General features: G+C 47.1%; 12 protein-coding genes and 4 pseudogenes. 5 read left to right on the top strand and 11 right to left on the bottom strand.

Features of this window, described 5'->3' with window-relative positions:
- Positions 1-107: 107 nt before the first annotated feature.
- On the bottom strand, positions 108-329 hold the full coding sequence (locus JCM10512_RS16435) for a DUF4248 domain-containing protein (RefSeq protein WP_044164764.1): 222 nt from the start codon (positions 327-329) through the stop codon (positions 108-110).
- Between the two features lie 310 nt (positions 330-639).
- On the opposite strand from JCM10512_RS16435, the pseudogene JCM10512_RS16430 reads away from it, so the two are divergent.
- The 3 genes and pseudogenes from JCM10512_RS16430 to JCM10512_RS22810 all read left to right on the top strand — a co-directional run bounded on the left by JCM10512_RS16430 (position 640) and on the right by JCM10512_RS22810 (position 1,905).
- Positions 640-1,130: pseudogene (locus JCM10512_RS16430) on the top strand (HU family DNA-binding protein).
- Positions 1,131-1,253: 123 nt separating this feature from the next.
- Positions 1,254-1,711, top strand: a pseudogene (locus JCM10512_RS22115) (N-acetylmuramoyl-L-alanine amidase).
- 92 nt (positions 1,712-1,803) lie between these two features.
- The gene (locus JCM10512_RS22810; RefSeq protein WP_158332228.1) at positions 1,804-1,905 is read left to right on the top strand and encodes a smalltalk protein; all 102 of its coding nucleotides are present in this window, start codon (positions 1,804-1,806) and stop codon (positions 1,903-1,905) included.
- A 591-nt stretch (positions 1,906-2,496) separates the two neighbouring features.
- On the opposite strand, the gene JCM10512_RS24235 is transcribed toward JCM10512_RS22810, so the two are convergent.
- The 10 genes and pseudogenes from JCM10512_RS24235 to JCM10512_RS16385 all read right to left on the bottom strand — a co-directional run bounded on the left by JCM10512_RS24235 (position 2,497) and on the right by JCM10512_RS16385 (position 10,864).
- On the bottom strand, positions 2,497-2,727 hold the full coding sequence (locus JCM10512_RS24235) for a hypothetical protein (RefSeq protein ID WP_244437253.1): 231 nt from the start codon (positions 2,725-2,727) through the stop codon (positions 2,497-2,499).
- Entirely contained in the window at positions 2,694-3,029 is a 336-nt protein-coding gene (locus JCM10512_RS24230; protein ID WP_244437251.1) for a hypothetical protein, read from the bottom strand. Before JCM10512_RS24230 ends, JCM10512_RS24235 begins: the two co-directional genes overlap by 34 nt.
- 1 nt (position 3,030) lies before the next feature.
- Positions 3,031-3,764: pseudogene (locus tag JCM10512_RS16415) on the bottom strand (hypothetical protein).
- A gap of 58 nt (positions 3,765-3,822) precedes the next feature.
- Positions 3,823-4,664 (bottom strand): annotated as a pseudogene (locus tag JCM10512_RS24940) (FAD:protein FMN transferase).
- 148 nt (positions 4,665-4,812) lie between these two features.
- Positions 4,813-5,514, bottom strand: a complete 702-nt coding sequence (locus tag JCM10512_RS16405) for a T9SS type B sorting domain-containing protein (protein ID WP_148298441.1) — start codon at positions 5,512-5,514, stop codon at positions 4,813-4,815.
- 29 nt (positions 5,515-5,543) lie between these two features.
- Complete coding sequence (locus tag JCM10512_RS16400) at positions 5,544-6,134, bottom strand: TetR/AcrR family transcriptional regulator (protein WP_044164762.1); 591 nt, start codon at positions 6,132-6,134, stop codon at positions 5,544-5,546.
- Positions 6,135-6,348: 214 nt separating this feature from the next.
- Positions 6,349-7,893 carry a PCMD domain-containing protein gene (locus JCM10512_RS16395; RefSeq protein WP_044164761.1) on the bottom strand — a complete coding sequence of 515 codons (1,545 nt, stop codon included), beginning with the start codon at positions 7,891-7,893 and terminating at the stop codon, positions 6,349-6,351.
- 455 nt (positions 7,894-8,348) lie between these two features.
- On the bottom strand, positions 8,349-8,888 hold the full coding sequence (locus JCM10512_RS16390) for a calycin-like domain-containing protein (protein WP_148298440.1): 540 nt from the start codon (positions 8,886-8,888) through the stop codon (positions 8,349-8,351).
- 28 nt (positions 8,889-8,916) lie between these two features.
- Entirely contained in the window at positions 8,917-10,566 is a 1,650-nt protein-coding gene (locus tag JCM10512_RS21545; protein ID WP_148298439.1) for a PCMD domain-containing protein, read from the bottom strand.
- Positions 10,541-10,864, bottom strand: coding sequence for a calycin-like domain-containing protein (locus JCM10512_RS16385; RefSeq protein ID WP_052517260.1), 324 nt, complete (start codon positions 10,862-10,864; stop codon positions 10,541-10,543). Before JCM10512_RS16385 ends, JCM10512_RS21545 begins: the two co-directional genes overlap by 26 nt.
- Positions 10,865-11,240: 376 nt before the next feature.
- On the opposite strand from JCM10512_RS16385, the gene aroC reads away from it, so the two are divergent.
- A complete protein-coding gene (gene aroC / locus JCM10512_RS16375; protein ID WP_044164758.1) occupies positions 11,241-12,317 on the top strand; it encodes a chorismate synthase in 1,077 nt (358 codons plus the stop codon).
- Positions 12,318-13,682, top strand: coding sequence for a dipeptidase (locus JCM10512_RS16370; protein ID WP_044164757.1), 1,365 nt, complete (start codon positions 12,318-12,320; stop codon positions 13,680-13,682).
- Positions 13,683-13,779: the final 97 nt, after the last annotated feature.

Here is a 13,779-nt window from a genome sequence, read left to right as displayed (position 1 = left end):
GGGTAGGGGGGGAGGTCGACGGGGTGGTCCCCCCCACCCCCCAAAAACGCGCCCCCTTCTTAATAATTAAATTTGTAACGCGCGCTACGTACGCGTAAGGAGAACGCTCACGGCGTATCCAGGTAACGGGTCAACAGTTCTACCTGTCGTTTGCTGAATGCCTGCTCGTTCTTTCCTTCGGGGCCTCGATAGAGTTCCCGCGACAAAGACGGGTTACGGCGTATCCACTTTTGCAATTTCCGCAATGCACCTTCCGGCGTGAGGTAGGGAGAGTAAAGTTGCGCCAATTCGACCTTCGCATAGACGCGTATTTTAAATTCTTCATCCATATAGTAGTTTTTTAATCGTTCAAGAATCCCTCTTAGTGGACATAAAAATACAAATTTATCATAACAAAAGCAAGCGTTTAGGCAAAAAAAATGAAGAAAAGTAAGACAAAATACGTCAAAGTAGATCAAAGTACGTATCAGTAGGTTTCGATACGTACCGATACGTACAAGTAAGTACTCCCATAATTTCGGCATGCGGTATATTTGCAAAGGCTTGAAAGAACCGTAGGACAGGCGCCGCCACTGATTCGACAAGTCTATCGGAGATGTTGAAAATCAGCATCTTAATCAATCTTTAAACGAGTATAAAATGTCAGTTACTTACAAAAGAATTTTACGTAAGTCGCCCATTGACCCAAAGTCCGACGGGAAGTATTATCCCCAGCTCATTGTCTGGGGTAAGTCGGCCACGCTGGCGTCGATCTCGAAGCGAATGAAAGAGAAAAGTTCGCTTTCGCAGGGTGATATTCTGAATGTGATCAGCGGCTTTGTCGAAGAGTTACGCACCGAGCTGTACAACGGTCACGCGGTGAACATCGAGAATTTCGGTGTGTTCAGCCTTTCGGCCACCACCAAAGGGACGGAAAAGAAAGAAGATTGTCTGTCGGAGAATATCCAGGCGATACGCATCTGCTTTCGTGCTTCGAACAGCATCCGGCCCAACCTGAACCCGGAACGAAGGAGGATCGGATCGACTTTGTGGACCTCGATGCACAGTTGAAGCTGCTCAATGGAGGCGAAGGAGAAGAGCCCGAAGAACCCGGCGACGGTGGCGGTGAAGCTCCGGACCCCACAATTTAGGGCCATCGGTTAGTTGTCGGAGCGTCCCTCCGGTTGGTGTAGCGAGCGCAAAGACGCAAGCCACCGGCGGGCACTCCGACCCAAACAAAGTGATGGAAATGCTCAATTTAAAATTATCGAATCATGAGAAAGATTAACTTACTTGTAATCCATTGTTCAGCCACTCGTGCCGACCGCACGCTGACCGTTTTTGACTTGGAGACGGACCACCGCCGACGTGGATTCAACGGGATAGGCTATCACTACTACATCCGCAAGGATGGAACGGTGCACCTCACTCGTCCCCTCGAAAGCATCGGGCGCATGCCAAAGGTTTCAATGCAAACAGCATCGGCATCTGCTACGAAGGCGGACTCGACTGCGAAGGCCATCCGGCGGATACCCGCACGGAGGAACAGCAGACCGCTCTTCGACTGTTGGTTCACCAACTCAGCCAGCGATTCCCTGATTGCCGGGTATGTGGCCACCGCGACCTGAGTCCGGACCTCAACAACAACGGCGAAATAGAGCCGGAAGAATGGATCAAGCTCTGTCCCTGTTTCGATGTCACTCAATGGCTTGCCCAGACAAGCGCTACGTAGTACAGAGTTAGCTAACCAACAGCGTGCGTTTTGGAGGAGCAGCCTCGTCAAACGCGCGCTGTTACAAAAGAGGAAGAAAGGAGGTAAAAATCATGTCAGCTAAGAAATCTATTTGGGATAAGATTCTGAAAGTCGTCATCGCTGTGGCATCGGCAATAGCCGGAGCTTTGGGAGCCAACGCAATGAATCTGTAAGCAGCGGAATGCCGCAAATACAGCTGTTGCCCATCGGCTAACGAGTCTGTTTTGCGGCATTCACAAGCATCAATTACCTGAAAACAATCGATGAAATGGGGGAAATAAGTGGTTCACCTAAGTTGTTTGAGGTTTCGAGTCCAGTAGTTGAATTGGGCACAAACTTCCTTTTATTGCTGGAAATTGGGTGAAACTCTCAGCTAATGAACCCACTTTACAGCTAAGAATCGAACGACTCTCCGTATTAGACGAATCCGCTTTGCGGCAGTTAAAGGCATCAAGTACCCGAAATCATTCGATTAAAAGGGAGAAAATGAGCGATTAATCATCTCTTTTTTCAACATTAGAGTTCGCTTTCCGAATTGGTAACACCCCCTATTCCGCTGATGAGAATCGGTTGCCCCTTTCAGCTAACAATCCCGCTTTGCGGCAGCCAAAAGCATCATTCCCCCGAAAACATTCGATGAAAAGGGGCAAAATAAGCGGTTCACCTCCAATCCTTTAGCTGAAAAACCCACAGTCCCAATCAGCTACCAAACCCATTTCCCAGCTAAGAATCAACCGAAACACCCCATTCAAAAAATGAATCGGTCAAAACTTCAAGCCCAAACGAACGGACAGCGAATGGTGGCTGAGCTGTTCGGCAAACTCCTTACGGAACTGATTGTCCGTCTGAGTTTTCAACCGTTCAAACTCTTGCAACTCATAGCCGACAGCCAACTGCAACTTCATCTTCCCGGCCAGCGGGTATTGTACACCAATGGAGGGGTTGATGAAAAAACCACCGTTCACCTTGCGCTGCGGAGCAAAGGCATACCCCACGCCCAACTCGGCATAAGGGTGAACCGACGCGTTTTTCCCAGCTGAAACCGGACATCGCCAAACAACGGGATCAACGTTTTCTCATAGAATGAAAGCCCTGTGCCCGCACCAACAGCCCATCGGTCGGTCAGGTTATAGTACCCCAATACCTGCCAGGTGAAAGGCGTTGATGAGGGCGTGCTCATCGCCAATCCCGTGCCGAGGGTAGTTGCATAAGAGATCCGACACGCCTGACGATCGGTTTGCGCATGAGCTGTTAGCAGGGTGAAACAAGCTAGCAGCATGAATAGTTTCTTTTTCATATCATTGAATATTGATCGTTATTTCTTTCACAATGTGGGTAGCCGTAGTCAGCGAAGAGGTATCAGCGTCCACGGCTCCGTTGCTACCATTGGGGCTGCTATGCCCGATCAGACTCGCTTTGTATTGCTTGACGCCGGAAGCCAGATCCACAGTCGCAGCGTACACAACGGCCGGTTGTCCGCTCCCCTCTTTGCCGCCCGAATAGTTGGAATCACCCTCCTGCGCATTCTTCGGATAGTTATCGTTCCAGTCGGTTGAATGATTCACCTCTACCTTGACGACAAACTGGCTCAGGCTACCGACCGGGGTCATCTTGATGTCAAAACTCCCCTGCGGGGTTGCCCCCGTTACCGCATCGGTGACCGGCTCGTCTTTGGTCGGCACATACAAACCATCGGGATAGACCACACCACGGGCATAACACCAAACAGGCAACGCTCTTTACGCCGGTTGCCTTTGTTGGCCTGCCACGATTCGGTGGCTATCTTATGAGTCACGTAGATGGTGGAGATATACTTCCCGCTCATGTCCTCGATCCACATCGCAATCTGTGGCGGGTTCTTCTTCTCGATCCCTAGAAATAAGGGGAAGTCGTGCAGCCACGCATCGCCTTTCTCTACCACAACTTGAATATCTCCATGCTGATATTCGAGTAGTTCGTTGTTGCATGATGTCAGCGCTCCGGCAGTCGCAGCGCCAAGCCCTAAAAGGGTGAATACTTTGTTTGTTTTCATTGCTTTATTGTTTTCTGTTATTAGATGTAACCAAGTGGTCACATTGTGCGTAAATTTTTTAACGGATATAGCGCTTCATCCCCTCGGATTGCCTGATCCGATAGTTGTCCGCAGCATCTAAATAGATTATGTAGTAATCGATAGCGGCGTGGAGCAACCGGTCCAGTCGGTCTTCGGTGGAAACAAGCAAGGCGGTGGCATAGGCGTCGGCGGTTACACAATCGGGGGCGATAACGGTCACACTCAGCACGTTAGTCTCCACCGGGTAACCGGTCCACGGTCGATGGTATGCCCCCGCAACTTGCCATTCACACGTCGGAAGTTGTTGTAATTGCCGGAGGTAGCGAGTGCCGCCTTGCCCGAAAGATGCAGGATGGCACTGAACGTATCGGCCGGACTCCCACCCAGTTGCTTGGGAGGTTGCACGATGCCTACGCTCCAGTCGTTGCCGGATGGGTTCTTTCCGCTGGCAATCATCTCGCCACCAATATCCACCAGGTAGTCGCGCACGCCTTGTCCCTCGAGGTAGCGGGCAATAACCTCGCACGCAAACCCGTCACCAATGGCGGAGAAGTTCAACTGAACACGTGGGTCTTGTTTGACGATCACGTCGTGGGAAAGCTCAATTTTATCGTACCCTACGTAGGTTTTCAGGTATTCGAGGGACTCCGCTTGCGCAGCTTCAGGCCGCTCCTCGTACCCAAAACCCCATCGATTGATCAGGGGAGCACAGGTGGGGTCAAACGCTCCGTCGGTCTGCTTAGCCAACTCCATCGCCCGGTTGAAGGCTTCGATAAAGAGAGGGTCCAACTGAACGGCTTCGTTCCGGTTGACGTGCGAAATGGTGGACTGCGAATCGAAGGGGTTGATGGCTCGGTAGAACTCGTCATACACGCGCATGATGCCTTCGTCCAGACAGGCGGAATGCTTGTAGATAATCCGGTGATAGGTATGTTTCTGCCCCGACAGGGTATAATAGGATGCATCGGTGGCGCATCCGAACAGTAGAAATGGGAACATGGGCATAGCTGTTTACAGGTATATCGGTTTACGGATTCACAGATACGGTGACGGACTTGACAATGTCCAGCGCAGTGGTGAGCTTCGAAGTATCGGGGTAGATCGCACCATCGGACCCGTCGGGACTGCTGTGACCGATCAACTTTCCTTGAAAGACTTGCTGTCCCGAAGTCAGATCGACCGTAACCTGATAGACGACAGCGGGTTGTCCGCTTCCTAACTTGCCACCGGAATAATTCGCGTCTCCTTCTTTAGCGTCCTTGGGATAGGCCTCGTTGAAGTCCACCGAATGGTTGAACTCACACTTCACAATCAGTTGCCGCACCTGCTCACCGGGCTGAATATGTACGCCGAAGCTACCTTTGGGAGTGGCTCCCGTGACGGCATCGGGCAGCGGTTCGCCTTTCGTTGGCAGGTAGAGTCCGTCGGCATACTGCTTGCCCTGCGCATGACTCCAACAGGGAAGGGATTCTTTGCGACGATTGCCTCCGGCGGCTACCCATCCTTGTCGGGCGGTCTTTTTACTTACGTAAATGGTTTCAAGGAAATTTCCTTCGGGATCTTCGGTCCAGATGGCGATCTGCGGGGAGTTCTTCATTTTGACGAACCAGAACAGGGGGAAATCGTGCAACCAGGATTCGCCTTGTTCAATGGCAACTTTGAGGTTGCCGGGACCGAATTCTACGGACTTACTTTGCGCACTGCAACTCAAGGTGGCTGCGGCAAGCATGACACTTAACGAGATTTCTTTCATATGCATTATTTTATCATTATATCGACCAGCAGGTCGATGCCTTGTGCTATCTGTTGCCAACCTTCATCGCTCTGAATATCGATACCGTTGTACATCTGGCAGTTTTCTTCGAAGATGGCGAGGTAAACGATTCCCGCATCGAGCAGGGCGGATATGGCTTGTATTTGTGCTTTGTCGGCTTTGGCGAACTGGGACATCATGTGCATAAAGTGCACACCTTTCTGTTCGCGTTGAGCACGAAGCTGTACCACAAATTCTTTATCGGTGGACAGCTCCCACCGCCGCAGCCTTTTCAGGGCGATACTGGCTCTGAACTCGACTATCTCCCGCCGATAGAATGCTTTCAGATAGCTTCGGATATCGGCTGTCTCGGGCATTTCCATAGGGGCATTCAGCCAGAAGTCGTTCTTCTTCATGTAGGCGTATATCAAACCGTCTAACGATTCGAAATAGCGATAGATCAGGTTCTTCGAAAAGCCTGCGTGCTTGGCTACCTGATTGACTCCCAAGCCTTCGAAGCCGACTTCTGCGATCAGTTCTCCTACGGCGTTGATTAGTTTGTCTTCGGATTGTTCTCTGTCTCTTTCTTTACTCATAACTCGTAATTGTTGATGTGACTAAGCGGTCACAAATATAAGTAACCATTCGGTCACATACCAAACATTTTTAGGTTTTTAACTTATCAGGGAAGATTTTAGAGGTTTGGAGGGGATTGGAAAAGGGGTGTTTGCAGGCGGGAAGCTCCCCTCCTATCGGACATCAAAAAAGGGGACTAAAAGCCCCCTCATTTGATACGGTATCGGTTGGTTGTTATTCAACAATCAGTTCGAAATCGTCTACGGTTAGTACACTACCCGGTGCACCGCTAAACTTGTCGCCATCCTTGCTGGAAGAACATACGATAGTCATTCGGTACTTCTTAGTTGCGTCGAACGCTTGCTTATATTCCAGTTTAAGATCGAACTCTTTCCAAGCAGTTTGCGCTCCGCCCTCTAAGGAACCAATCGCAACAACGCGGGAAGAAGTATAGATGTTATTATCGGGATAGGTAGCGTCGTCATTCGCAACTCCGGTCAGGTAGTCGGACCAATCTTCGGGATCGGTAACGACGTTCTTAACGGTATAAAGCACCACCTTAATGGCAAATTGATCGTTTTTAGTCGCATCAACCGTAGCTACGTTAGGAGCAGCAACCGTACTCGCGTAATAAGTCGCTCCGGGAGTATATTTAAAAAAGCCTTTCAAAGAAATCGGCTTCTTGGTATAGTTAATACCAAACTTGGTACTGTTCAAAGTGTTATTTGAATCAATTTCAAAAGATCCCAAGAACAAGGACCCGGTAGTAACTTTTGGAACTTTAATACCAAATATTTCGGCTCCCTGAGAATCCAGCGTTTCAATTCGGGCAGCAGACTTGCCACCATGTGCATCACTAGTCTGGGTAACTACATCCCGATCGGTTAATTGCATCATTTTCAACATGAATGAACCTTTATTGCTTGAGCTCCATCCACTCGGATCATGAAAGCTAATCGTCGGTTCGTCCGGCACACCGGCAACCCATGTCTCGAAGTCATAAGATGTCACCTGATTTCTTCCCGCAATAGACACAACGTACTTCTTCATAGTCCCATTCTCAGCCATGACGGTATAGGTTACAGACTTTCCGTTCGAGAAATCCTGCACCACACCGGTAGCCGGAGTAACGGTTGCTTTTTCGGAGATGGTCAGTACCGGAGTCAGTTTGAGTTGCTCATCCGTTGCCGCGTCATTCACCTTGAAAGAGATCGTACCGTTGGCATCATCAATCACAGGCTGTTGGGTAACTAGTTCGCTATCGAATGCGAAGGTTAAGATTTTAGCTTCCGCACTTTCGTTGCCGGCAAGTTTGGTTCCGGCGAAGTTGGCCTTCACAGTCTGATTCAGGCCGGCAACTTCAACACCGATCTGTATGTCAACCTTATTGCCTTTCACCGTACCGGTGATGGTAACGGGACAACTACCCAGCGGAGCCGCCAAAACCAGGGTCTGCTTACCTTCAAAAGAGTAACCGCCACTGATAGCTTTCACCTGACAAGGATCAACTTCAATATCGCCTACATTGAATGTCGCGAAGCTGAAATCTTTTATAGACAGGGCGATCTGGTTATTTCCCTTAGCTGATTTGGAAATGGTAATACGTTGAGGAACCGAAGGCATCTGGGCATTATCTACAACAACGCTCAAGTCGCCTTTATACGTTCCGGCAAGATCAGTCTCGATAGGCAGCTTTACGTCGTCATCGTCGTCGCTGCATGCTGTAAACAAACTTATTGAACAAGTAAGTAAAAGCAAATAAAATAAATTCTTTTTCACGATTTTCTGTTTTTTAGTGAGTAATTTATGATATTGAGTATCTACTTTATTTAAAGTAAATTAAAGATTATCTCTAAATGGCCTAGTCTATCCGAGCCGGGCTAATCCCTGATTTGTATACTATTTTATGTTTTATCCCCTCTTTTCAAGTCCTTCCGATGTTTGATTATCTCGAAAGCATGCGATTGTTTTCTAAACGCTTTTTCGCTAGAAGATATAATCCCCTTGAACAAAAAAACTAAAGAAAAAACAATAGTTTTTTATAATTGTTCACCGTAAAGCTATCTTTTTAAGAAAAAAAACACTTCGTCTAATTCCCGGTTATTCGAGCAATTTCATAAGATATGCTCAGAGATTATTCCTCCAACGAAACCGGTCTTTATTCAACAAAAAAAGAGGAGATAGCCTAAACTACCTCCTCTTTTTGATCGAGTCTGTTATATAGAAATACGCGTTTACTTAGTGCCCGCGAACTTCACAGCAATGTCCATCATATCTTCCAATACAATTTTCAGATTCACAGTCACCTTATTCCCTTTTATCGTTCCCTCCAATTCGACAGGAATACCTGCTGGGTACAATACTCCGAGCGTCGGACCCATCCAGCCATCTTTATCTATCCCTGCTTTATCTCCGGCTGCAATTGTCAGATTGGAGATTTTCTTCGTAAAGGTGTACTCACCATCTTTCACCGAAACCAAGTCGATATTATCGATGTTAATATGACCGATAGGCATCGCGCCATCAGCACCCGGATTTAATATAAGATTCTTAAGCAGAAAGGAGAAGTTCGTATCAGAGCTACCCTTGATAAGCTGAACGCTTTCGGATGATTGGAAAGGTATCGGCTCATCACCTAACGTGGTCAAAACCACATCCAAAGTTCCCGCATAAGTCCCAAACGGGTTAACCTTATCATCATCATCGTCGCTACATCCCGTAAACAGAGTCACGGAGCAAACAAGCATTAATAAATAAACTAAGTTTCTTTTCACGATTTTAAAATTTAGTGAATGATTTATATTAAAAAGTTACTTCAAGATTATCTACATAAAGTACGCTTCCCGGAGCACCGGTAAACTTATCACCGTCCTTGCTGGAAGAGCATACAATAGCTAACTTATACTTTTTCGTTGAGTCAAATGTCTTTGTTCCAAAGTCAAAGTTAACCGAGAAGTCGACATACTCTGCCTGAGTCTTACCATCTACCGATGCTTTGGCTACAATCTTATCGGAAGTCAACAGGTTGGTTCCATCCAGATAGTCGGCAGCATAATTATCGACTTCAAACAGCACCGCATTCAGCGCAGGTGCGTCTGTCTTGCTTTCATCCTTAGTAACTACATTCGCCTTTTTAGGATCGGCACAAACGTAATACACTTCACCCGGCGTATACTTATAAGAGCCCTTAAATGCTATCGGTTTCTTCGTACAGGGATAACCGAACCTCGTACTCATCAGTGTATTCGATATATTCACTTCAAAGATACCCGAAAATACAGTACCCGACGTAACTACAGGAATAGCCGGTATAAATGAGCCTACGCCTGCCTGTCCCGTTGTATTCAAAGTTTCCAAACGGGCTGCCTTGCCCGATTTTGAACTTTCGGTAGGCAATACGGCATAAGGAGCATCAGTAGCATACAGTTTCGGATACATCGATTTAATCCACTTAACTCCTTCATTGGAAGTTCCCCAACCATTGATAGGCTCTTCGTACTTCTCATGAGGCTTGGTTGATTCGAGGTTCTTAGTTTCCCAAGCATTCAGGTCTGTTTTAAAACTACTCATTCTCTGAGCGGTAATATAATAAGTAGTTGTTTTCTTACCACTCTCCGATTTCACCTTCAGCGTTTGCTTTGCAGTGAAATCAATAACTGCGCCCGGAGTATATTCTCCCGCACCTAAGGTAACCGTGGATCCGGGTGAGAACTGGAATACCGGGATCAGCAAGCTTTTCAATTGCTCATCGGTTGTTTCCTCTTTTACAAAGAACACAATCTTATTCGAAGCACTTCCAAGTTCCACTTCCGGCTGAAAGACAACCAGTTCATGGTCAACTGTCATCTTTTCAATCAGAGCATCTGTATTCTTCTTACCTCCCTTATATATATATTCGAGTTTCAAGTCTCCGATGACCATCGATATATTCAGCGTCAGCGTGTTATCCGCAAATTTTCCGGTCAACACCATCTCCGCATCTCCATACGTCTTATTCGCTAATGTTTGCTTTACAGGATCAATAGTCATGCCATCTTCGCCAATCAGCAAATTGGTTGCATCGACTTTGATGCTTCTTGTATACGTCTTCTCACCGTTGGAACAAGTTAATGAAAATGCTTTGATTCCTATTTTGTTATATCCGGCAGACACAACTTCAATACCATCAGTAGGGTATTTTACCTCAAATTCGGCTCCAGAGACTGTCAATTCCTGACGCACATACCAGGCTTTCACTTCGTTGGCGTAGTCGATAACTTCCTTACTGGCACGTTCACCGTCAAAAACCACATTGATATTCTGCTTCAAGGTTACAGCGTATACCACAATGAAGAAGTCAGCCTTTTCACCGACAATCGTTCCGCTCACTTTAACCCGCAGCTCACCCAGATCAGGATGATTGATTGTCACGCTGGTCTCTTGCAAATCAACTTTGCTCGTTTCGCCCGCCAAGAATATTAGGAACCACAATGTCGCCTACAGCTAATTCGGCTTCGCCAATCACAATAGAGAAGTCCTTCAACTCCAGCTTCACAAGGTTGTCGCCTTCTTTGGTTACATAGATTTGTTGTGTAGATGTACCGATAGGAATACTCTCTAAGGTTACTGATAATTCACCTTTATATGTACCGGTGATGCCTGTTAGGTCGGTATCACTACCGCCACCCTTATTATCGTCACTGTCACTACAACCGGTGAATAGGCTTACCGAACAGATTAATGCAAATAAATAAAACAGATTCTTTTTCATAAAATTATTGTTTAGTTACTATTTAAGAATCAAACTCCATGTAAAAAGAAAAATAGAGCATGACTCACCACGATATAAAAAAAACGTCACAAAGTAAGGACATTTTTTTCAATACGGCAAGTCCTATTCTTCGTTTTATATGGCTCTTTTTTAAGATCACAGGCTTTTTAAACCGCCCAATCGGTCAAAAACGGAATATTAATGTTCCATTTTACTACAACCGACTTGCAAAATTACTCAAAAGCATACTGAATAAGCCTGTTCTGCTTTTTTCAAAACAAATCGCATATTTCGGATACAGATATTTCGCATTAGCAACAATTCTATCAAAAAGTTTGTTATATTTGCATGTAGTAAACTTTTAAAGGCCACAACTATGTTTAATTCATTTGGAAATATTTATTGCCTCACCAGCTTCGGCGAATCACACGGTAAAGGTGTGGGAGGCGTTATTGATGGATTCCCCGCAGGAATCATCATCGACGAGGAATTCGTGCAACAGGAACTGAACCGGCGCCGTCCGGGACAATCGATCCTTACGACACCGCGCAAAGAGCCGGACCAAGTAGAGTTTTTGTCCGGAATATTCGAAGGAAAATCAACCGGATGCCCGATTGGCTTTATCATTTGGAATAAGAATCAACATCCCAACGACTACAATAACCTAAAGGGGGTATATCGCCCTTCACACGCTGACTATACCTATACGGTGAAATATGGGCATCGGGATCACAGAGGAGGAGGACGTTCTTCGGCTCGGGAAACGATTTCACGCGTTGTAGCGGGTGCGTTGGCCAAACTGGCACTCCGACAGCTGGGTATCAGCATCACTGCCTATACGTCACAAGTGGGACCGATTAAGCTCGAAGGTACGTATTCGGATTACAATTTGGACTTGATAGAAACCAATGATGTACGCTGTCCGGATACTGAAAAAGCCAAAGAGATGGGCGACCTTATTTATAAGGTGAAAGGAGAAGGCGATACAATCGGTGGTACACTGACTTGCGTGATCAAGAATTGTCCCATCGGACTCGGGCAACCGGTATTCGGTAAGCTGCACGCTGCATTGGGTAATGCGATGTTGAGCATCAACGCTGCCAAGGCTTTTGAATATGGTGAAGGTTTCAAGGGACTAAAGATGAGGGGATCGGAACAAAACGATGTCTTCTACAACAACAATGGCCGGATTGAAACGCATACGAACCACTCCGGTGGTATTCAGGGCGGTATCAGCAACGGACAGGATATTTACTTCCGGGTAGTATTCAAACCGATAGCCACGTTATTGATGGAGCAGGAAACAGTTAATCTGGACGGAATAGACACGACTCTCAAAGCGCGTGGACGTCATGATGCTTGTGTATTGCCTCGCGCAGTGCCCATCGTAGAGGCAATGGCGGCTATGACCATACTCGATTATTATTTATTGGATAAAACAACTCAATTATAAATGGACGAAATTCAGAAACACATTCTATCGAACGAGCCTAAAATGATGGAGGACTTGTTCAGCCTTATCCGTATTCCCAGTATCAGTGCGTTACCTGAACATCAGGACGATATGTTGGCATGTGCCGAACGTTGGGCACAGCTTCTCTTGGAAGCAGGCGTAGACGAAGCTCTCGTGATGCCTTCGAAAGGTAACCCGGTGGTTTTCGCACAGAAGACAGTAGACCCCAATGCCAAAACAGTATTGGTGTACGCTCACTACGACGTGATGCCTGCCGAACCGTTGGAACTGTGGAAGAGTCAACCGTTTGAACCGGAAATACGGGACGAACGTATCTGGGCGCGTGGAGCTGACGACGATAAAGGGCAGTCTTTTATTCAGGTCAAGGCTTTCGAATATCTGGTAAAGAATGGTTTGCTGAAGAATAATGTGAAGTTTATCTTTGAAGGTGAAGAGGAAATAGGTTCTCCGAGCCTGGAAGCATTCTGTGAAGACCATAAGGAGCTTCTCAAAGCGGATGTGATTCTGGTATCGGACACGAGTATGCTGGGTGCTGATCTGCCCTCGCTCACCACGGGGCTGCGCGGATTGGCTTACTGGGAGATTGAAGTGACAGGCCCGAACCGTGACTTACACTCCGGACACTTCGGAGGTGCGGTAGCCAACCCCATCAATACCCTTTGCCAGCTAATCAGTAAGGTAACAGACTCCGATGGACGTATCACGGTCCCCGGATTCTATGACGAGGTGGAGGAAGTACCGCAAACAGAAAGGGATATGATCGCTCACATCCCCTTTGATGAGAAAAAGTACAAAGAAGCGATTGGCGTAAAAGCTCTCTCCGGAGAGAAAGGATATAGTACGCTCGAGCGTAACAGCTGTCGCCCCTCTTTCGATGTTTGTGGCATCTGGGGAGGTTATACGGGTGAAGGTTCGAAGACTGTACTGCCATCGAAGGCATACGCAAAGGTATCTTGCCGCTTGGTTGCACATCAGGATCACCACAAGATCTCGCAGATGTTCGTGGACTATATCGGAAGCATCGCTCCGGAGACGGTACAGGTGAAAATCACGCCGCTTCACGGAGGACAAGGCTACGTTTGCCCCATCTCTCTTCCGGCTTATCAGGCGGCTGAGAAAGGGTTTGAGAAAGCTTTTGGCAAGAAGCCATTGGCGGTACGCCGGGGAGGTAGTATTCCTATTATCTCTACGTTCGAACAGGTGTTGGGTATCAAGACGGTACTGATGGGATTTGGTTTGGAATCGAATGCCATTCACTCGCCCAATGAGAATTTCTCGCTCGATATCTTCCGCAAGGGAATAGAAGCGGTCGTTGAATTCCACAAGGAATATGCGAAAGGATAAGTGCAATAGCGCCAGAATCATTATAAAATGAAATAACAGCAAGGGCTGCTCCGATACAGGGTAGCCCTTACTATTGGCCGAAAGTATAGCGCGCTTT

It is taken from the genome of Bacteroides reticulotermitis JCM 10512, from assembly GCF_000517545.1.
Taxonomy (GTDB): Bacteria; Bacteroidota; Bacteroidia; order Bacteroidales; family Bacteroidaceae; genus Bacteroides; species Bacteroides reticulotermitis.
This window is presented reverse-complemented; position numbering and strand designations above follow the sequence as displayed.